Origin of the sequence: Burkholderia sp. SIMBA_051 (assembly GCF_046534915.1) — a bacterium.
Classification (GTDB): domain Bacteria; phylum Pseudomonadota; class Gammaproteobacteria; order Burkholderiales; family Burkholderiaceae; genus Burkholderia; species Burkholderia ambifaria.
On the sequence record NZ_JAWRXS010000001.1, the window covers coordinates 707,762 to 728,654 of the forward strand.

General features: G+C 68.3%; 16 protein-coding genes and 1 pseudogene. 10 read left to right on the forward strand and 7 right to left on the reverse strand.

The annotated features are described in order from the left end of the window. Positions 1-3,048, reverse strand: coding sequence for a DUF802 domain-containing protein (locus SB771_RS03095; protein ID WP_410721166.1), 3,048 nt, complete (start codon positions 3,046-3,048; stop codon positions 1-3). A gap of 10 nt (positions 3,049-3,058) precedes the next feature. Beyond that, positions 3,059-3,790, reverse strand: coding sequence for a DUF3348 domain-containing protein (locus SB771_RS03100; protein ID WP_175662273.1), 732 nt, complete (start codon positions 3,788-3,790; stop codon positions 3,059-3,061). A 525-nt stretch (positions 3,791-4,315) separates the two neighbouring features. Here SB771_RS03100 and SB771_RS03105 point away from each other — a divergent pair. Then, positions 4,316-5,527 carry a hypothetical protein gene (locus SB771_RS03105; protein ID WP_175662274.1) on the forward strand — a complete coding sequence of 404 codons (1,212 nt, stop codon included), beginning with the start codon at positions 4,316-4,318 and terminating at the stop codon, positions 5,525-5,527. 118 nt (positions 5,528-5,645) lie between these two features. Here SB771_RS03105 and SB771_RS03110 read toward each other — a convergent pair whose 3' ends face one another. After that, positions 5,646-6,284, reverse strand: coding sequence for a LysE family translocator (locus SB771_RS03110; protein WP_175662275.1), 639 nt, complete (start codon positions 6,282-6,284; stop codon positions 5,646-5,648). 173 nt (positions 6,285-6,457) lie between these two features. Here SB771_RS03110 and SB771_RS03115 point away from each other — a divergent pair. Together SB771_RS03115 and SB771_RS03120 are read left to right on the forward strand one after the other, a co-directional pair. Then, positions 6,458-6,571: pseudogene (locus SB771_RS03115) on the forward strand (GCN5 family acetyltransferase); the annotation flags it as partial. A gap of 8 nt (positions 6,572-6,579) precedes the next feature. Then, positions 6,580-7,173 carry a hypothetical protein gene (locus SB771_RS03120; protein WP_175662276.1) on the forward strand — a complete coding sequence of 198 codons (594 nt, stop codon included), beginning with the start codon at positions 6,580-6,582 and terminating at the stop codon, positions 7,171-7,173. A 66-nt stretch (positions 7,174-7,239) separates the two neighbouring features. Here the strand turns inward: SB771_RS03120 and dctA are convergent, their stop codons facing one another. Both dctA and SB771_RS03130 read right to left on the reverse strand, forming a co-directional pair. Next, on the reverse strand, positions 7,240-8,607 hold the full coding sequence (gene dctA, locus SB771_RS03125) for a C4-dicarboxylate transporter DctA (RefSeq protein ID WP_175662277.1): 1,368 nt from the start codon (positions 8,605-8,607) through the stop codon (positions 7,240-7,242). Positions 8,608-8,770: 163 nt separating this feature from the next. Then, positions 8,771-9,937, reverse strand: a complete 1,167-nt coding sequence (locus tag SB771_RS03130; RefSeq protein WP_175662278.1) for a mandelate racemase/muconate lactonizing enzyme family protein — start codon at positions 9,935-9,937, stop codon at positions 8,771-8,773. A gap of 128 nt (positions 9,938-10,065) precedes the next feature. On the opposite strand from SB771_RS03130, the gene SB771_RS03135 reads away from it, so the two are divergent. From SB771_RS03135 to SB771_RS03150, 4 genes are all read left to right on the forward strand, one after another. Further along, positions 10,066-11,025 carry a LysR family transcriptional regulator gene (locus SB771_RS03135; protein ID WP_175662383.1) on the forward strand — a complete coding sequence of 320 codons (960 nt, stop codon included), beginning with the start codon at positions 10,066-10,068 and terminating at the stop codon, positions 11,023-11,025. Positions 11,026-11,261: 236 nt separating this feature from the next. Beyond that, entirely contained in the window at positions 11,262-12,638 is a 1,377-nt protein-coding gene (locus SB771_RS03140) for an FAD-containing oxidoreductase (RefSeq protein ID WP_175662279.1), read from the forward strand. 96 nt (positions 12,639-12,734) lie between these two features. Further along, entirely contained in the window at positions 12,735-13,637 is a 903-nt protein-coding gene (locus SB771_RS03145) for a LysR family transcriptional regulator (protein WP_175662280.1), read from the forward strand. A gap of 132 nt (positions 13,638-13,769) precedes the next feature. Beyond that, complete coding sequence (locus tag SB771_RS03150; RefSeq protein ID WP_175662281.1) at positions 13,770-14,759, forward strand: zinc-dependent alcohol dehydrogenase family protein; 990 nt, start codon at positions 13,770-13,772, stop codon at positions 14,757-14,759. Positions 14,760-14,813: 54 nt separating this feature from the next. Here the strand turns inward: SB771_RS03150 and SB771_RS03155 are convergent, their stop codons facing one another. Then, complete coding sequence (locus tag SB771_RS03155) at positions 14,814-15,707, reverse strand: SDR family oxidoreductase (RefSeq protein ID WP_175662282.1); 894 nt, start codon at positions 15,705-15,707, stop codon at positions 14,814-14,816. 95 nt (positions 15,708-15,802) lie between these two features. Between SB771_RS03155 and SB771_RS03160 the strand changes: the two genes are divergently transcribed. Both SB771_RS03160 and SB771_RS03165 read left to right on the forward strand, forming a co-directional pair. Continuing rightward, positions 15,803-16,672 carry a helix-turn-helix transcriptional regulator gene (locus SB771_RS03160; RefSeq protein WP_175662283.1) on the forward strand — a complete coding sequence of 290 codons (870 nt, stop codon included), beginning with the start codon at positions 15,803-15,805 and terminating at the stop codon, positions 16,670-16,672. A 221-nt stretch (positions 16,673-16,893) separates the two neighbouring features. Further along, positions 16,894-18,123 carry a cyanate transporter gene (locus SB771_RS03165; protein ID WP_175662284.1) on the forward strand — a complete coding sequence of 410 codons (1,230 nt, stop codon included), beginning with the start codon at positions 16,894-16,896 and terminating at the stop codon, positions 18,121-18,123. A gap of 210 nt (positions 18,124-18,333) precedes the next feature. Here the strand turns inward: SB771_RS03165 and SB771_RS03170 are convergent, their stop codons facing one another. Next, complete coding sequence (locus SB771_RS03170) at positions 18,334-18,717, reverse strand: hypothetical protein (protein WP_126226607.1); 384 nt, start codon at positions 18,715-18,717, stop codon at positions 18,334-18,336. A 596-nt stretch (positions 18,718-19,313) separates the two neighbouring features. Here SB771_RS03170 and SB771_RS03175 point away from each other — a divergent pair. After that, positions 19,314-20,792, forward strand: a complete 1,479-nt coding sequence (locus tag SB771_RS03175; protein ID WP_175662285.1) for an alkaline phosphatase family protein — start codon at positions 19,314-19,316, stop codon at positions 20,790-20,792. The last annotated feature ends 101 nt before the right edge of the window (positions 20,793-20,893 follow it).

Here is a 20,893-nt window from a genome sequence, read left to right on the forward strand (position 1 = left end):
TCACGCTCCGACCGATGCGCGCCGACCGGCGATCTGCTGCAGGTCTTCGACGATCTGCTTCTGCGACATCATGCTCAGGTCGATCACCTCGCGCGCCTGCGCGACGTAGTACTCGAGCTGCTCGTCGCTGCGCGCGAGCGACTTCTCGAGCGCGGCCTCGATGCGCTGCAGGTGGTTCAGCAGCTTGTCGTTCGATTCGCCGAAGATCTGCACGGCCGCACCGAATGCATCGCCGAGGCTCGCGACCTCGACGGCGCCCGCCGTGACCTGCGCGGCCACCGCATCCAGCTTGCGCGTTTCGGCGTCGACGGTGTCGTTGAAGCGTGCGCCGACGCGATCGAGCAGGTCGGCCGACGTGCTGACGAGCGCATCGATCGCGGTGCGCTGTTCGGTGGACGCGTGATTGACCGCGCCGAGCAGCGTTTCGAGCGTCGCGAGCAGGCGGCTGCGCTCCTCGAGCATCGCGGTGTCGCGCACCATGCTGTCGGACAGGCGCTGGCGCAGCTCGGCGACGACGTCGGCCGCGGCCTTCGGCGCTTCCGACGCGGCCTGCACGAGGCGCGAGATTTCGTTGATCGTGTCGCTCGCGTGCACCTGCGCCTGCGCGGTGATGTCATTCGCCGTGCGGGTCAGCGTGTCGCAGATGTCCTGCTGGCGCGTCGCGGCCTGTTCGCTCGTGCGCGCCCATTCGTCGCGCAGCGCGGCGGCCATCGCGGCGAGCGAGTCGTTCCAGGCGGACAGGCGTTCTTCGTCGCGCGCGGCCAGTTGCGTCTGCAGGCTCGTGTGCGAATCGCGGATCGTCAACAGCAGATCGTTCGAGCGTTGTTCGAATGTCGCCGCCTGTGCGGTCAGATCGCGGGTCGTTTGCGCGAGTGCGTCGCAGATCTCCTGCTGACGGCCCGCGCTGTGCACGCCGGCTCGCTGCCATTCGTCGCCGAGCTTCGTCGCTATCTCCGTGAGCGAAGCACTCCACGTCGCCAGACGTTCTTCGTCACGGGCAGCCAGCTGCGTTTGCAGGCCCGAGTGCGATTCGCGGATCGTCGACAGCAGATCGTTCGAGCGTTGTTCGAACGTCGCAGCCTGAGTGGTGAGATCGCGCGTCGTTTGCGCAAGCGCGTCGCAGATCTCCTGCTGACGGCCCGCGCTGTGCACGCCGGCTCGCTGCCATTCGTCGCCAAGCTTCGTCGCCATCTCCATGAGCGAAGCATTCCACGTCGCCAGGCGTTCTTCGTCGCGCGCGGCCAGTTGCGTTTGCAGGCCCGAATGCGAATCGCGGATCGTCGACAGCAGGTCGTTCGAGCGTTGTTCGAACGTCGCCGCTTGCGTGGCGAGATCGCGCGTCGTTTGCGCAAGCGCGTCGCAGATCTCCTGCTGACGGCCCGCGCTGTGCACGCCCGCGCGCTGCCATTCGTCACCGAGCTTCGTCGCCATCTCCGCGAGCGAAGCACTCCAAGTCGCGAGACGTTCTTCGTCACGGGCAGCCAGTTGCGATTGCAAGCCCGAGTGCGAATCGCGGATCGTCGACAGCAGCTCGTTCGAGCGTTGCTCGAACGTCGCCGCTTGCGCGGTCAGATCGCGCGTCGTTTGTGCAAGCGCGTCGCAGATTTCCTGCTGACGGCCCGCGCTGTGCGCGCCTGCTCGCTGCCATTCGTCGCCGAGCTTCGTCGCCATCGCGGTCAGCGAAGCATTCCATGCCGACAGCCGTTCCTCGTCGCGCGCGGCCAGTTGCGTCTGCAACCCCGTGTGCGAATCGCGCATCGCGGCGAGCACCGCACCCGAATGCCGCTCGAACGTCGCGGCGGCGTCGCCCAGCGCCTGCGCATGCTGGCCGGCCAGCGTCTCGCCGACCTGCTCCTGACGCGCGAGCGCGTCGCGCCACGCGTCGGACAGGCGGCTTTCGGTCGATTCGAGGCGCGTCGCGACACCATCGAGCAGGTCCGTCGAACGCTGCGCGAAGGTGTCGGTGAACTGGCCGAGCGTCGTCTGCAGCTGCTGCGCGACAGCGTCGCCCGTGCGGCGCTGCTCGTCGAGCGCGCGGTGCCAGACGGCCGTCACGTTTTCGGTGGTCTTCTCGAAACCGTCCGTGAGCCCGTCGAGCTGACGCTGCACGGCGCCCGTCACGGTATCGCGCAATGCGGCCATCTCCTGCGCGAGGCCCGTCATCGTCGCCGCGACGACCGGCTGCAGCGCGGCACCGGCCACGCGCGCGCTTTCGGCGGCGCTTTCCTTCAGCGCGTCGCCGACGTTCGACGCCAAGCCGGCATACGCGCGCTCGGTGCGATCGAAGAACGCCTGTTGGCTTTCGATCTGGCGATCGTGCAGCGCGACGCTGCGCGCCTCGAGCGTCGTCATCATCGTCTGCAATCGGTCGACCAGCGCCGGCATCACGTCGGCCTGGCGCTGCAGCAGCCGGAACGATTCGTCGCGCTGGTGCGCGGACGAATGCACGCGCAACGTCGTCGCGATCTTCGCGTCGAGCTGCTGGCCCGCGTCGACACGTTCGCGGCGCACGAGCGCGGACAGCAGGCCGAGCATCGCGGACGTCGCGACACCCGCGATCGACGTGCCGAACGCGAAGCCGAGGCCCTTCACCGGCGCGATCAGCGATGCGCGGATCGCGTCGAGGTCGGTCGCGCTTTCGAGCGCGGCGCCCGTGCCCTTCAGCGTCACGACCATCCCGAGCAGCGTGCCGAGCATGCCGAGCAGCACCAGCAGGCCGACGAGATACGGCGTCAGCGACGGGCCCGGCAGCGCGACGCGCGCGCCTTCGACCCGCGCACGCACCGCGCCGCGCAGGCCGGGGTGCAACGTATCGAGCCACGTGTCGAGTGTCGCCGGCGGTTCGGTCAGGCCGGCCACCGCACGCGACAACGTGGCGGTCGCCTGCCGGTAGCGCAGCAGTTCCCACGCGCCGGCGACGTAGCACGCGCCGATCAGCAGCGTGACGGCCGCCGCGAGCGGGTTCGACGCGACATAGCCGACGCCGATCCAGCAGACTGCGAGCAGGCCGGCGATGAAGACAACGAGATCAAGACGAATTCTGGACATAGCGTAGGGATTAGCAGGTACGAAGGGCTGCGAGCAGCCCGTCCACCGTTTGAAACCGGACTTCGAGTTCGGCGAGCAGGATGCTTTTCATCTCGTCGCGGAACGTATCGAGCCACGTGCCGGGCACGAGCGCCGCGGCGGACGGCGCGTCTCCGTCGGCGCCGGCATCGGCCAGCGCCTGCCGTTCCGCGTCGCGCAGCCGCTCGAAGCGCGTGCCGAGCAGCGCGGGCACGGCGGACAGCAGGCTGCGCTCGCGCGCGCCGAGCACGCGCTCCATGATCGCGTCGAGCGCCGCGAGCCGCGCCATCCCTGGCGAACGCGCGGCGAGCGCGATCCGCAGGCGGCCGCGCAACTGGCCGATCGCGGTCTCCATCTCCTGCTGCAGGGACAGACAGCTCTGGCGGAAGTCCGCGAAATCGGCCGTGTCGGCGGGCGGCGGCGGCATCTCGCCGGGGCGCCGCCGCGTGCGTGGGCGGTGGGCGGCCGTGATCGCCTGCGCGAGGTCGTGGCGCACGCGCGCGCCGTCGCGCTCGGCATCGTAACCGCGCACGCCGGCCGCGACACCGGGCGGGGTCGCATTCAGCGCGGACGACAGCGTGATCGCGTCGGTCCAGCCGAGCCACTGGCTCAGGCGGTCAGACAGCGGCTGCCGGGATTCCGCGACGTCGGCATCGGTCAGGCGCGCGAGCAGCCGGACGAGTGTCGGGCCGCTCAGTGCCGGGCGCGGAGGAGCTTGCACCATGCTGCAAACCGTCAAAAAGGCAGCAGTTTACACGTCGGCGGCAGGTCGACCGCCAGAATCGGAGAAGCGCGCCGGCCCGGGGTGCCGCGCAACCGGCGTGAACGCCCGCCGCACAAGGCTCGCGGGCAGATCGAGCGGATCACGGACAGCCGGCGCGGCCCTGGCGATGTACCGGGCAGCCTTCCGAGTTCGTGCGCGAGTCGCGCCGGCATCCTCTATACGTCCAGCAACACCGCCTTGCCGCCTTCGGCCACCACCGTGCGCACTACTGCGGCGCCCGGCCCGGCGGCCGCCGATCTTCACCGGCCTACTATTTCGCCACGCAGGTGCGGTACCATCGCGACACCCGCCGCGCGATCGCGCCCGCTGCGGGCCCGCGCCGCGATGCACCCGGCGCGCGGGCCGCCGGACGCGTGACGGATATCCGGCCGATATCCGCGGGCCGCAGTCGGCGCCCCGGCGAGACGGGTGCCGCCGCCCATGACAACAGAACCAATAACAGACGGGCCCGCCCGACCGCTCACGATGCTTTCAGACTTCGTCGCGCGCCTGCGCGAGCGTTTCAGCAAACCGCCGACCCGGCAGGACTTCGCCGAACGCCTGATCGCCGCGCTGCGGGCGACCGGCGACACGCGCGAGTGGCTTCACGAGGACGACAAGGGCCGTCTCGTGCAAGCGGATGTCCCGTCGAACATCATCAACCTGCACAACCTGTTCCGCGATTACGCGGGCGCGAAGCCGGCCGAGCGCGAAGCGACGCTCAAGCGCCAGGCGAACGCGATGATGCAGCACGAGATCCCGTCGAACTTCGCGGACGTCCGCCCGCGGCTGCGCCCCGTGATCCGCAGCGCGACCGAGCGCGGCGCGGTCGCGCTGCAACTCGCCGGACAGCCCGGCGCGTCGGAGGTCGCGTTCCGGCCGCTGTGCGAGAACCTCGAGATCGGCATCGCGTACGACGGCGAATTCAGCGTCGCGCGGCTGACGACCGCGCGGCTCGCCGAATGGGGCGTCACCTTCGACGACGCATGCGACGTCGCGATCGACAACCTGCGCGGCATGTCGTCGGCGCCGTGGGCCGCGTTGCGCGACGGCGTGTTCCTGTCGCAGTTCGGCGACTACTACGATGCGGCGCGGCTACTGCTGACCGACCTGCTGCACCGCCAGCCGATCTCCGGCGCGCCGGTGGTGATGGCGCCGAACCGGACGGTGCTGCTGCTCACCGGCGACCGCAATGCGGCCGGCCTCGCGACGATGGTCGAACTCGCCGAACAGGCGCGCGCGCAGCCGCGCCCGCTGCCGTCGCTGATGCTGCGCTGGGACGGCGCCGCGTGGCGCAATTTCGTTCCGCAAGGACTGGAGTCGAAACTGCATGCGCTGCGCGTGGACGAACTCGCCGGCGACTACCAGGATCAGCGGGCGCTGCTCGACGAGCTGCACAAGCGCGACGGCACCGACATCTTCGTCGCGACCTACACCGTGTACCGGCGGCAGAACGGCGAGCTGTTCAGCGTCAGCGTGTGGAGCGACGGCGTGCCGACGCTGCTGCCCGAGACGGACATCGTCGTGCTGTACCGCGAAGCGACGCGGCAGTCGGCCCACGTGCCGATGGCCGCGCTGCGGGACGCATGCGGCGACCTGATGACGGCCACCGCGCACCGGCCGGTGCGGTATGAAGTGACGGCGTTTCCGGATGAAGCGCGGTTCGCGGCGCTGATCGAGCGGTTTCCGGCGGCGTGACGCGCGCTTGCGCGTGTCGGATGGAACGGGCTGGCCATCGCCCGCCGGCATGACCGGCCGTGGCGGCCTGCTTGACGGGAATAAAAACGGCGGTGCGCCACGGCGACACCGCCCGTCGTCAGATCCCGACCTTCGGCGCGTTCAGGATCAGCCGCAGCCCGAGCAACGTGATCGCACCGGCCGCGACGCGGTCGACCCACTTCTTCGCGCGCAGGTAAAGCTCGCGCGGCCGGCGGGTCGAGAAGCACAGCGCGACGATCGTGTACCAGCCGCACTCGACGCCGAACACGAGCGGCGGCAGCGCCAGGTAGCACCACAGCGGCGGATGCTGCGGCAACAGCGCCGCGAAGATGCTGCCATACCAGATCGCCGTCTTCGGGTTGCTCAGCTGGGTCGTGAGGCCGATCCAGAACGACCTGCGCGCGCTGCCGGCGACGGCTGCCTGCGGGTCGTCCATTGCGATCGGCCGCTCGGCGCCGCGCCAGATCTTCGACGCCATGTAGATCAGGTACGCGCCGCCCGCCACCTTGAGCCCCACGTACAGCCATTCGACCGTCTGCAGCAGCGTGTAGAGCCCGGCCAGCGCGACGCCGCCGAACGCGATCCCGCCGACGCCCATGCCAAGCGCGGTGGCGAGCCCGTCGCGGCGCGACAGCCCGATCGAATTGCGGGCCACCAGCACGAAACTCGGGCCCGGAATCATCGCGCCGAGCCACAGCGCGGCCAGAATGGCGAGTACGGCAGCCGATGCAGTCATCGAAGTCTCCTTGATCAGCGACGCCGAAGCGCCGGCGCCTGCGTGTCGGTATCGTGTCGATTGCCGACGGTGAAGTCGCTGATTTTGGCACGCTTCGCGAGCTGCCGGAAGGACCGGCGCGCTGCTATGCTGGCTGCCGTTCCCGCCATCCCGCACCACCCGCCATGATCGAGCTGCCCGAATTCGCCGCCGCAAGGCAACTGTATGGTTCGCCCGGCTGCACGCCCGCGCCGCCCGTTGCGTTCAATCCGGTGCCCGGCACCGCGTTTCCCGGGCGGGATCTGTGAGGGGCGCGATGCGCGCGCCGGCCGCGGCGGTTCGTCGAGCCCTCCTCGTTCCGCTGTTCGCCGCGTGGTGCTGCCATGCGCAGGCAGCGCCGCCGCTGCCGCCGTCGATCGCCGCGCAGTTGCCGGCCGGCTATCAGCCGTTCGTCGCGCAGCCCGGCCCCGCACTCGGCAACGGCCGGCGCACCCTGCTCGTCGTCGTGCATCGCGCGACCGACAACCGCGAGCAGCCGTCGCCGCGCCCGCTCCTGATCTATGAGGAACAGGCCGACCACACCTATCGGCTCGCCGCGCGCAACGACGACGTCGTGCTGCGCGCGAACGACGCGCTGCAGTGCGACCCGTTCGATCCGGAATCCGCCGCCGACGGCGGGATCGCCGTGAAGGGGCGCTATTTCACGGTGCAGAACGACGTCGCATGCGGACAGCACTGGACCGACTACGTGACGTTCCACTACGTCCCGCAGACGCACGGCTGGGTGTTTTCCAGCCAGATCCACACCGAATCGTTTCCGGTCGATCCCGGCAAGCCCGACATCGTCAGCGTGGTGCGGGCCGACGCGCGCAAGCCGGTGTCGTTCAGCCAGTGGCGGCGCAAGGAATGAAACCCGCGCGCGGCGAGCATGCGCAGGTTTCGTCATGCGCGTGTCCGTGTCCCTGACACGCCGCGACTAGCGCACATTCGATTGCATGCCCGGCGCGCTCGCCTGCGTGTGCCGATGCGGCGCCGGCGGTCCCGCGTCGTGCTCGTCCACGACGAGCGACTCGGCCCCGGCGCGACGATCGAGAACGGCTCGCGCCTTGTCGAGGTCCAGCACCCCTTCCCAGCGGGCCACCACGACCGTTGCCACGCCGTTGCCGATCAGGTTCGTGACGGCGCGCGCCTCGTTCAGGAAGCGATCGACGCCGAGCAGCAGGACCAGGCCCGATACGGGCACCTGATGCATGGTCGACAAGGTTGCGGCCAGCGCGACGAAACCCGCGCCCGCGACGCCCGCCGAGCCCTTCGACGTCAGCAGCAGCACGCCGAGCAGCAGAAGCTGATCCCAGATCGACAGGTGGATGTTGAATGCCTGCGCGATGAACAGCGACGCCATCGTCAGGTAGATCGCGGTGCCATCGGCATTGAAGGTATAGCCGGTGGGCAGCACCATCCCGACGACCGGACGCGAGCAACCCATTCGCTCCATCTTGAGCAGCATCTGCGGCAGCACGGCTTCCGTCGATGCCGTGCCGAGCGTGATCAGGATCTCGTCGCGGATATAACGCAGGTATTGCCACAGCGACAATCCGCACACGCGCATGACGAGGCCGAGCGCCACGACGACGAACAGGATCGACGTGAGGTACAGGCACAGCATCAGTTGTCCGAACTGTGCGAGCGTGCCGATCCCGTATCTGGCGATGGTGAACGCCATCCCGCCGAATGCGCCGGCGGGCGCCACATGCATCACGATGCGCACGACCCCGAACATCCCTTGCAGGAACATGTCCAGCATGTCCACGAGCGGCGCGGTCCTCGGGCCGAGTTTCGCGAGCGCGACCGCGAAGATGACCGAGAAGAAAATGATCGGCAGTATCTCGCCGTTCGCGAAGGCGCCGACGACACTGCCCGGCACGATGCTCATCAGGAAATCGAGCGTGCCGTGATGCTGCGCCGCGTGCGTGTAGCTGGCGATTGCGGCACCGTCGATCTTCGCCGGATCGACATTCATCCCGCTGCCCGGCCGGACCAGGTTGACGACCGCCATCCCGACCACGAGCGCGACAGTGGACGCGGCTTCGAAATACAGCACGGCCTTGACACCCACCCGGCCGGCTTCGTGAAGATCGGTCATGCGCGCGATGCCGACCACGACCGACGCAAAGATGATCGGCGCGAGCAACATCCGGATCAGCTTGATGAACAGGTCGCCGAGCGGCTTGAGCTGGGCACCGATATCGGGGTAGAAGTGCCCGACGAGGATGCCGGCGACGATGCCGATCAGAACCTGGACGTAGAGTTTGGAAAGCGTTCTGCGAATGCGTGATGCCAGCATGACTGTCTCCTGTGCATGGCGTCCTGTTTTCCGGAAAGCGCACGCGTGCCGGCGATGCAGCCGATCGCCCTGAACGCCAACGCCGATTCCGCCTGCCCGATTGATTGTTTTGTAATGTGATGCGGTGCGCCGTCGAGCGTCCGGCGCACCTTGCCGACAACGCTTATGCGGACAGTTTCCGCATTTGCGCGTACAGGTCGGCCTTGCCTTCGAAGCCGATGCCCGGCAGGTCCGGCATCGTGATGTAGCCGTTGTCGACCTTCACGCCGTCGGGGAAGCCGCCGTACGGCTGGAACAGGTCCGGGTACGACTCGTTGCCGCCGAGGCCGAGGCCGGCCGCGATGTTGAGCGACATCTGGTGACCGCCGTGCGGAATGCAGCGGCTCGGCGACCAGCCGTGCTGGCGCAGCATGTCGAGCGTGCGCAGATACTCGACGAGGCCGTAGCTCAGCGCACAGTCGAACTGCAGCCAGTCGCGGTCGGCGCGCATGCCGCCGTAGCGGATCAGGTTGCGGGCATCCTGCATCGAGAACAGGTCCTCGCCCGTCGCCATCGGCTTGTCGTAGTAATTGCGCAGCGTCGCCTGCAGCTCGAAGTCGAGCGGATCGCCCGGTTCCTCGTACCAGAACAGGTCGTATTGCGAAAGCGCCTTCGCATAGCAGATCGCGGTGTCGAGATCGAAGCGGCCGTTGGCGTCGACGGCGAGCTTCTGGCCATCGCCGAGCACGCCGAGGATCGCGTCGATGCGTCGCAGATCTTCGTCGAGCGATGCGCCGCCGATCTTCTTTTTCACGACCGTGTAACCGCGGTCGATGTAGCTGCGCATCTCGTCCTTCAGCTTCTCGTGATCCTGGCCCGGATAGTAGTAGCCGCCCGCCGCATAGACGAAGATCCTGCGGTCCGGCCGGCCGTCGCCGTAGCGGTCCGCCAGCAGCTGGAACAGCGGCTTGCCTTCGATCTTGGCCACCGCGTCCCACACCGCCATGTCGATCGTGCCGATCGCGACCGAGCGCTCGCCATGGCCGCCCGGCTTCTCGTTGGTGAACATCGTCGCCCAGATTCGGTGCGGATCGAGGTTGTCGCCGGCATCGTTGACGAGTGCGCCGGGGTCGGCTTCGAGAATGCGCGGGATGAAGCGCTCGCGCATGAGCTTGCCCTGGCCGTAGCGGCCGTTCGAATTGAAGCCGTAGCCGACGACCGGCTTGCCGTCGCGGATCACGTCGGTGATCACGGCGACGAGGCTCAGCGTCATCTTGCTGAAGTCGATGTAGGCGTTGCGGATCGGGGAACTGATCGGAACGGTTTGTTCGCGAATCTCGACGATTCTCATGGCGGCGTCTCCTGGACTGGCACGTTTGCGGGTAGCTCGATTGCATGCACGTTGCTGCAACGAGACCGAGCATAGTCCGCGGAGAGCGCCCTATAATTCACCTTAATTCATTTCATTTTTTACCCAAAGTGAGAACTGATTCGACTTCCGACTTCGAGTTCTTCGTCCAGCTCGCCAAACTGAAGAGCCTGTCGGGCGCGGCCCGCTCGCTCGGGATCACGCCGCCCGCGGCAACCAAGCGGCTCGGCATTCTCGAAGAGCGGTTCGGCAAGCGGCTGGTTAACCGCACCACCCGCAGCGTCAGCCTGACGCCGGAAGGCGAGATGTACGCGCGGTACGCCACGCAGATTCTCGACCAGGTGCGCGAGATGGAGGACGCGATCGCGGGCACGCCCGCGGACCCGCACGGGCGGCTGCGCATCAATGCGACGCTCGGTTTCGGGCGCACGACCATCGCACCGCTGGTGTCGGAATTCGCGAAGCGCTATCCGAACGTCGATGTCCAGTTCGTGGTCACCGATCGCCCGGTCGACCTCGTCGAAGGCGCATTCGACATGGCCATCCGGTTCGGCGAGTTGCCGGATCAGCGCTTGAGGGCGCGCCGCCTGATGAGCAATCGCCGGTTCCTGTGTGCGTCGCCGAAGTATCTCGAGCGCAACGGCGTGCCGCAGTGCAAGGAGGATCTCGCGCATCACCGCTGCATCATCCACACGCAGAACGACGATGCGTTCGGCGTGTGGCGCTTCATGCAGGAGGATCACCTCGAAGCGCTGAAGGTGAGCGGCTCGCTGTCCAGCAACGACGGCGACATCGTGCTGCGCTGGGCGCTGGACGGTCACGGCATCCTGATCCGCTCTGAGTGGGATCTCGCCAAATACATCCAGAGCGGCCGACTCCGTCTCGTGCTGCCCGACGTCGTCCTGCCGTCCGCCGACCTGTTCGTCTACTATCCCGGGCAACGCAACGAATCGACGCGGGCCCGCGCGTTCATCGACTTTCTCGTCAAGCACTTCGAGGCACCGTTCGTTCCGGTCGACGTAGCCAACGCGGCGCCGGATCGCAAGCGATCCGCTCGAGCGAAACGTTGACACCGCGCCGGCCGCCGGCTCTTCCGGCCGCGGGCGGTCGATGCAGGGACACATCACGGGGAACGCATTGCCACGGGGCGGGAATGAAGCATGTTCCGTCTCGCGCGCATCCATGCAACTCGCACACCCACGCCAACCGGTCTACCATAGGCGCTCATCGCAGTTCAGGCGCGCGCCGGCGCGGCATGCGGCTTGCGCGCCGCCCTTCCCACGTTGAACCCGCGCAGGAGGACGTCATGACGCAACAATTCGACGCGATCGTCATCGGCACCGGGCAAGCCGGGCCGCCACTCGCGGCGCGGCTCGCCGGCGCCGGCATGAAAGTCGCGATCGTCGAGCGCGGCCGCTTCGGCGGCACCTGCGTGAACACCGGCTGCATTCCGACCAAGACGCTGATCGCGAGCGCATACGCCGCGCAGCTCGCGCGGCGCGCAGAAGAATACGGCGTGTCGGTCGGCCCCGTCAGCGTCGACATGAAGGCCGTGAAGGCGCGCAAGGACCGGATCTCCGGCCGCTCGAACCACGGCGTCGAGCAATGGGTGCGCGGGCTCGACAACACGACCGTGTTTCAGGGCCACGCCCGCTTCGAGCGCGCCGATGCAGTGCGCGTGGGCGACGAACTGCTCGAGGCCAAGCGCATCTTCATCAACGTCGGCGGGCGCGCGCAGATCCCGCAGATGCCGGGCCTCGACTCGGTGCCGTACCTGACCAACTCGACGATGATGGACGTCGACTTCCTGCCCGAGCATCTCGTGATCATCGGCGGCAGCTACGTCGGGCTCGAATTCGGCCAGATGTACCGCCGCTTCGGCTCGAAGGTCACGATCGTCGAGAAGGGCTCGCGCCTGATCCATCGCGAGGACGAGGACGTGTCGCAGGCCGTGCGCGAGATTCTCGAGAACGAAGGCATCGACGTGCAGCTCGACGCGAACTGCCTGAATGCGCGGCGCGACGGCGACGGCGTCGTGGTCGGCCTCGATTGCGCGGGCGGCGGCCGCGAGGTCGCGGGCTCGCATCTGCTGCTCGCGGTCGGCCGCGTGCCGAACACCGGCGACCTCGGGCTCGAACAGGCCGGTGTCGCGACCGACTCGCGCGGCTACATCACGGTCGACGATCAACTGCGCACCAACGTGCCCGGCATCTGGGCGCTCGGCGACTGCAACGGGCGCGGCGCGTTCACGCACACCGCGTACAACGACTACGAGATCGTCGCGGCGAACCTGCTCGACGGCGATCCGCGCAAGGTGTCCGACCGCATCGCCGCGTACGCGATGTACGTCGATCCGCCGCTCGGCCGCGTCGGCATGACGCTCGCGGAAGCGAAGCAGACCGGCCGTCGGCTGCTGGTCGGCACGCGGCCGATGACGCGCGTCGGCCGCGCGGTCGAAAAAGGCGAGAGCCAGGGTTTCATGAAGGTGATCGTCGATGCGGACAGCCACGCGATTCTCGGCGCGTCGATCCTCGGCGTGACGGGCGACGAGGTCGTGCACGCGCTGCTCGACGTGATGGCCGCCGGCGCGCCGTACACGACGATCAGCCGCGCGATGCACATCCACCCGACCGTGTCGGAGCTCGTGCCGACGCTGCTGCAGGACCTGCATCCGGTTGAATGAAGGGCGGCGGGCGCGCGTCGCCCGCCTCGCACCCACGCCGAACCCGCGTCGAACCCTGTGCGAAGATGGCTGATCGCTACGACATCCGGAAGCACCATGGACCGTCTGCAAACGATGCAGATCTACGTACAGATCGTCGAACGCGGCAACTTCACGCAGGCCGCCGATGCGCTGCAACTGCATCGGCCGGCCGTCACGAAGGCCGTGCAGCAGCTCGAACAGGAACTCGGCATCCGCCTGCTGAACCGCAGCACGCGGCGCGTCAGCGTGACGGCCGAAGGCGAAGCGTTCTATGCGCGCTGCGTGCAGCTGCTCGGCAGCATCGACGATGCGTTCGCGTCGTTCCCGAAGCAGCGCGTCGTGCCGAAAGGCCGGCTGCGGCTGGATATTGCGGTCGCGCTCGCGAAGACGGTCGTGATTCCCGCGCTGCCCGAATTCCAGCAGCGCTATCCGCAGATCGAGCTCGTGCTCGGCGCGAGCGACCAGCCGGCCGACCTGATCGGCGAAGGTATCGACTGCGTTGTGCGGGTCGGCACGCTGAAGGATTCGAGCATGATCGCGCGGACGGTAGGCGCGGTGCCGATGGTCACGTGCGCATCGCCCGCCTACATCGTCCGCCACGGACTGCCGCACACGCTGGACGAGCTGCGCGCGCATCGCGCGGTCAATTTCTTCACGGGCGCCAATCGCAAGGTGCTCGAATGGACGTTCCGCGCGAACGGCGAACTCGTCAACGTGAAGCTGCCGAGCAGTCTCCTCACGAACAACTCGGAAGCGCTGCTGTCGTGCGGGCTCGCCGGCCTCGGCATCGTGCACGCGTTGCGGCCGGCGCTACAGCCGAGCATCGATTCGGGCCAGCTGATCGAGCTGCTGCCCGGCGTGCCGGCCGAGCCGAAACCCGTCTCGGTGATGTACCCGAACCGCGCGCACTTGCCCGACAAGGTGCGCGTGTTCATCGACTGGCTCACGGAATTGTTCGCACGTCGGTATCCGGTGTAGCGCATGCGCATGCTTGCGCGCGGCGATTGTTATTCGACGAATAACAATCAGTGATTCCAGTGCAGGTTTATCAGCCGCGCTCCCCCGCCTACAGTTCTCCTTCATCTACCCCGTTCATCGAAGGAGAGCGCCATGTCCCGTGTCATTCGTTTCCATCGTATCGGCGGCCCCGACGTGCTGCAGATCGATACCGTCGACGTCCGCGCGCCGGGCCCCGGCGAAGTGCTGCTGCACGTGAAGGCGATCGGCATCAACCGCGCGGAAGTCATGTTCCGCAGCGGCGAATACACGATCCAGCCGCGCTTTCCCGCGTCGCTCGGCTATGAAGCTTCGGGCGTGGTCGCCGCCGTCGGGCCGGACGTGACGGCGTTCGCCGTCGGCGACGCGGTGAGCGTCGTGCCGTCATTCTCGTTCGCCGACTACGGGATGTACGGCGACGTGGTCAACGTGCCCGTGCATGCGCTCGTCCGGCATCCGGAGAACCTGTCGTTCGTGGAAGCCGCCGCGACGTGGATGATGTTCGTCACGGCGTGGGGTGCGCTGATCGAACTCGGCGGGCTCGAGCGCGGCGACGCGGTGCTGATCGGCGCCGCGTCGAGCAGCGTCGGGCTCGCGGCGATCCAGGTCGCGAACCGCGCCTGCGCGGTGCCGATCGCGCTGACGCGCAGTGCGGCGAAGCGCCAGGCGCTGCTCGACGCGGGCGCCGCGCACGTGATCGCCGACAACCCTGCGGACCTGCCGCAGCAGGTCGCGGAACTGACGGGCGGCCGCGGCGCGCGCATCGCGTTCGATCCGGTCGGCGGCCCCGCCGCGGCGAACCTGCTGCGCGCGCTGCGCACGAACGGCACGTTCTTCCAGTACGGCGCGCTCGACACGCGCGACATCCCGGTGCCGGTGATGGACCTGCTCGCGCGCCATCTGACGCTGCGCGGCTACGAGCTGTTCGAGATCACCGGCGACGCGCAGCGGCTCGAACGCGCGAAGCGCTTCATCGTCGACGGGCTCGCGGCCGGCGCGCTGAAGCCGTCGATCGACCGCACGTTCGCGTTCGACGACATCGCGCAAGCCCATCGGTACATGGAAGCCGGCACGCAGGTCGGGAAGATCGTCGTGACCGTCTGAACACGGGCGCGACGGGCGTGCCGACCGGAAACGACGGCACGCCGCATGCGCGCGTCAGGTTTCGAAATACCGCGGCCGGTCGATGTCGGCCAGCAACCCGACCTGCGTCGGCGCCCAGTCGAGCCATGCGCGCGTGCGCTCGCTCGTTGCGGGCGCATCCATTCCCGCGAACATCGCGAACCAGCCGAAGTGCTCGTCGGCTTGCGCGGCCGATTTCGACACGACCGGCACGTTCAGCCGGCGGCCGATCACTTCCGCAATCTCGCGGAACGGCACGCCCGTATCGGCGACCGCGTGATAGCGCGCGGCCGGCGCACCGCGCTCGACCGCGAGCCGGTACACGCGCGCCGCGTCGAGCCGGTGCACGCCGGGCCAGCGGTTGCCGCCGTCGCCGAGATACGCCGATGCGCCCTTCTCCCGCGCGAACGCGATCAGGCGCGGCACGAAGCCGTGATCGCCGTCGCCGTGCACGGACGGCGGCAGGCGCACGACCGACGCGCACACGCCGCGCGCGGCCAGCGCGGCCGCGGTGGCTTCGGACGCTCGTGGATAGCCGGCCGATACCGGCACGTGCGGATCGTCCTCGGTCGCCGCGCGGCCCGGCGCGACGAGCGCAAGGCCCGACGTGACGATCAGCGGCCGCGTCGAGCCCGCGAGCGCCGCACCGATCGTTTCGATCGCGCGGCGGTCGAGTTCGCAGTTTTCCGCGAAGCGCGAGAAGTCGTGATTGAATCCCGTGTGGATCACCGCATCGACGCCCTGCGCGCCGCGCGTGAGGCTGTCGATATCCTCCAGCGACCCGCGATGCACGTCCGCGCCCAAGGCGGCGACCGATGCCGCGGCCACGTCGGAACGCGCGAGGCCGAGCACGGAATGCCCGGCGGCCACGAGTTCGGCGACGACCGCGGAGCCGACGAAACCCGACGCTCCCGTAACAAAGACACGCATGTTCAGCACCTCCGGATGAATGAGAGGCTTACTATCTGTCGAGCGTCGCGCACGGTGAAGACGTGACGGTTTACCGGTAAACGAACTAACAGGCTATGGCTGACGCACCCGACAAACTGCTCGGCGCGTACCTTCGGGACCGCCGCGAGAAACTCGATCCGGCCGCGCTCGGGCTGCCCGTCGCGCGCCGCCGCACACCGGGCCTGCGCCGCGAGGAAGTCGCACAGCGCGCGCACGTGAGCGCCGCGTGGTACACGTGGCTCGAACAAGGGCGCGGCGGCGCACCGTCGGCCGACGTGCTCGAGCGGCTCGCCCGCGCGCTGCTGCTGAACGACGCCGAACGCGAGCACCTGTTCCTGATCGGCCTCGGTCATCCGCCCGAGGTCCGCTATCACGCGAGCCGCGACGTGACGCCGCGCCTGCAGCACGTGCTCGATTCGCTCGACGCCAGCCCCGCGATCGTGCGCACGGCGACGTGGGACGTCGTCGCGTGGAACGACGCGGCCGCCGCCACGCTGACCGACTACGCCACGCTGCCGCCGCCCGCGCGCAACATCCTGCGGCTGATCTTCATCGATGCCGCGGTACGTGACGCGCAGCCGAACTGGGAACGCGTCGCGCGATTCGCGGTGGGCGCGTTTCGTGCCGACATCGCGCGCGGCGGCGCGACGCAGGCCGTGCAGGCATTCGTCGACGAGATGCGCGCGGCGAGCGCGGAGTTCGATGCGATGTGGCGCAGCCACGACATTCATTCGCAGGACGAAGGGACGAAGGAGATTCGTCATCCGCAGGCCGGCCGGATCGGACTCGAATGCTCGGCGTTCTCGGTGACGGGCCGCCCGGATCTGAGCCTCGTGGTCTTCACGCCCGCGACGCCGGCCGATCGTGCGCGGATCCGGACGCTCGTCGCCGCCCGTGAACAGGTTCGCGAACACGCCCGCGACCCGCACGCGCCGGCCGTGTAGCGGCGCGTCCAAGGTGCCCCCGGCATCGCACCAACCCGCCGCACCGCCCGTACGACGGCCGCCACCGTGCCGACCTCGCCTATCCGGCCCTGTCACGCCGCGCCGCGCCATTACTATCCGCACTGACGCCCAGTCGAATATTTAATTTTCCGCGGGCCAAGCGCGCCTTTACCCTTTCGGCATCGCATCACAGGGCCACCGGCCCCTTCCGGAGCATCTCGATGACCGACCCCGCCACCGCGCAAGCCGTTCCCCGCACGCACGCGGCTTCCGTATCCTATGGCGCGCTCGCACTGCTGGGGCTGGCCGGCCTCAACCTGCGTCCGTTCCTGACCGCGTTCGGCCCCGTGCTCGATCTCGTGCGCGCCGACACCGGCCTCGGCTTCCGCGCGGCCGCGCTGCTGACCACGCTGCCGTTCGTGCTGATGGGCGTCGTCGCCGGCATCGGCGTCGGGCTCGCGCGGCGCGTCGGCGAGCAGCGCGCGCTGAGCGTCGCGCTGGCGCTGATCGCCGCGGGTTGCACCGCACGCCTGTGGACCGGCGGCAGCAGCGGGCTGGTGGTCACCGCGATCGTCGCGGGCGCGGGCGTCGCGGTGATCCAGTCGCTCGCACCCGGCCTCGCCAAGCGCTGGTTCGTCGACCGGCTGCCGCTCGCGATGGGGCTTTATTCGGCCGCGCTGGTCGGCGGCGGTGCGTTCGGCGCGATCGCGAGCCCATGGCTCGCCGCGCATGGCGGTTGGCATCTGTCGCTCGCCGTGTGGGCCGTGCCCGCGCTCGTCACGCTCGCGCTGTGGCGCGCGAAGGCGCCCCGCGACGCGGTGCACGCCCCGACGGCATCGGCGCCCGTCGCCGCGTTCGCACGGATTCCGCGTGCGTGGCAGCTCGCGCTGTTCTTCGGCCTCAGCAACAGCGGCTATGCGAGCCTCGTCGCGTGGTTGCCCGCGTTCTATCGCAGCGTCGGCATGAGCCCGCAGGCGAGCGGCAACCTGCTCGCGTGGATGGCGCTGTTCCAGGCGATCGGCGCGCTCGCGATGCCGCTGCTCGCGAAACGTTCGCACGATCGCCGCGCTGTGCTGTGGTTCACGCTCGCGTTGCAGGCGGCCGGCTTCGTCGGCTTCGCGGCGATGCCCGCGTTCGCGCCGTGGCTGTGGGTCACGAGCGTCGGCCTCGGGCTCGGCGGCTTCTTCTCGATGAGCCTGATCGTCACGCTCGACCATCTGCCCGACGCGCGTCTCGCGGGCGCGCTCGCCGCGTTCGTGCAGGGCGTGGGCTTCCTGATCGTCGCCGCGAGCCCATGGTTGATCGGCTGGCTGCGCGACGCGGGCGGCGGCTTCGCGATCGCGTGGTGGCTGCACGTTGGCGTGATCGCGTCGACGGCCGCGTTGAACGCCACGTTCTCGCCGGCCGGCTACCGGCGCAGCATGGCGCGCATCACAGGCGCCGCGCGCTGACTCGCCGACTTCGTTCGATATCCATAACTGACGGATTGCGAGCGGGAAATGCAAAGGGGCGTCGTGCTCGCGTGCACGACGCCCCTTCTTCGTTTCAGGCAACCGTAAAGATGCTCAGAGCCGCACGACAGTGCGGGGCTCCGAGGACACGTATTCATTACCGAGCGAGTGCGGTGGCACTACCCGCAGCACAACTGACGGTATCGATGATTACGTCGTGGGTTCAAGCAGACCCGTTGCGAAGGACCTCGCATGCGCGACGGCCTCTTGCGGGTCGGGGAACACGCCAAGTTCCTCCCACTGCTCTTCGGCCGCGTATGTGCCTTTCACCGCGAGCGCGCGCTGAACGCGCAATTGCGCCGCGTATCTGCCGTCTTCGAGTGGCCGGGCCGTCGCGACGACCTTGTGCGGAAGACCGGACCGCTCCGGCTGAACCAGCTCGACCGGGCCGTCGGCCGCGCCGATATTCTTCAACTCGTTCCTGGCCTTGCAGTCCGGGCAGTAGAAGCACCAGCCCGCGTCCTCCTCACGTGACCTGACTTGCCCTCGAGCCAGCACGGCACGGCATTCAACGTTCTCGCAGATGAACGGCATGGCAGTCTCCGAAGTTGTTTGTCGGAAATCCTAGCATGTCCGCCGACCATCAACCATCGGCATCGACAGTGCAGCGATTTCGGCTCGGCGCGGCAGTCGGGTGCGCCCCATCGTCTTGCTCGTTGCACACGCACGGAACCCGCGCGCCGTGCTTGCGCCCGCGACAACGATGTCGAAACTCTCCGCAATCCGGCAGCGACTGTCAACCGCGCGTTCGCAAACGACATAGCGTCACGAAGCTGACGGCGCGGCTTCTCGCAATGCATCAATCGTCGATTCCTTTTGACCAACGACCTGCGCTTTTGGCGCCGTTCAATCGTCGGACTACGACCTCGTTGCGCACGAAACGACGAATGGTGCACTGCGCCGAACACGCAGTAGCGACCCGCACATGCAAGCGGGGCAGCCCGCAGGCCCAGCGACCGTCGAACGCGCAACAGCATCGGCGGCTGCCAGCATCGAACGCGCCCCGCAGGCATGAAGGTTGCGCCTTCCGCCCGCTCGCATTTTTCCGCACGGCGAGTGCGCGTCGCTTCGCGGCGGCGATGCGTGATCGGCTGGCCAGCGCCGCATCCAATAACGAAGGAGACGTTGTCATGGACGAGTCGAATGCATATCGCCGCTACAACCGCCGCCGTTTTCTGGCCGGTGTTGCAGCAGTGGCCGGCAGTGTCGCATTGCCGGGTTGCGGAGGCGGTGGAGATGGAGACATCAATTCACCGGACGGTAACGCGCCCGCGCCGTCAATCGGCGACACGCCTTCGCCGAATGCCGGCGATCGCTACAGCCTGCCGCGGCCGAAGTTGCCCGACCCGGCGAGTTCGGGCATCGATCACATCGTGCTGATCACGATGGAAAATCGCTCGTTCGATCACTTCGTGGGCTGGGTGCCCGGCGCCGAGGGCATGCCCGCGAACCGCCAATACAAGGACGCGTTCGGCGCCACCCACGCACCGTTTTCACTGTCGGCCGATCCCGCATACGGCTATCAGGCGTGCGCGTACCACGACCCGAACCACGGCTACGAGGGCGGACGGGTACAGCTGGCCTCGGGGGCGATGAACGGCTTTCTCCTCACACCAGGCACGAGCCAGACGCAGGGCGACCTGCTGCCGATCGGCTTCTACACGGCGACAGACCTGCCGTTCTTCAACGCGGTGGCGAGCAATTACACCATCGGCGACTTCTACTTCACCGGCGTGCTGACCGACACGATCCCGAATCGCCTCTATCTGCATAGCGGTGCCACCGACCGCCTCACCGACAGTGTCGACAACTCGTCGCTGCGCACGATCTGGGACAACCTGAGCGACGCCAACGTCGGTTGCAACTACTACTACCACGACGTGCCGTTCACCGCGCTTTACGGCACGCGCTATCTCGGCATCTCGCGTCCGTTTTCGGAGTTCCTGTCGAATGCGGCGGCGGGCACGCTGCCGCCGTTCTGCATGGTCGATCCTGTTTTCTCGGGCGAGCAGGCCGGTACGTCCGCCGACGACCACCCCCACGCGGACATCCGCAACGGGCAGGCATTTCTCAATCAGGTGTATGACGCGCTGCGCACGAGCCCGACGTGGAGCCGCACGCTGATGATCATCGTCTACGACGAATGGGGCGGCTTTCTCGAGCACGTGGTGCCGCCGATCCGGCCGATCAGCAACAACGAGCACGCGGTCGGCAACGACGGCAAGCTCGGCTTTCGCGTGCCGCTTGCGCTGCTCGGCCCGCGCGTGCGTGCCGGCACGGTCACGCGCTATCCGTTCGACCCGAGCTCGATCCATGCGCTGCTGCAATGGCGCTTCGGCCTGAAACCGCTCGGTGTGCGCGGCAGCGATCCGGCGACCTTCAATCTCGCGTACGCGCTCGATCTCAACGGCGCGGCGCGTACCGATGCGCCGGTGTTCACGGTCGCGCAAGGGCCGTTCGGCGGAACGTGTCCGGGAGCCACCGCGCCTTCGCCGTCCAGCTCGGTGTCGGGCATCGATCCGTCGCAACTGGCGGCCAATCCCGCCGCCGACCGGTTCTCGGACCTGCGTGCGAAGGCCGCGGCGCTCGGGTTCCAGACCGGCGGCTGACGGCAACGCGGGTGCGGCAGCTGCAATCGCCACCGATGCGGCTGCCCACCCGCGCCCTGCCACCTTCACATTCAGTACACTGCCCCGCCGCGCCAACGCAT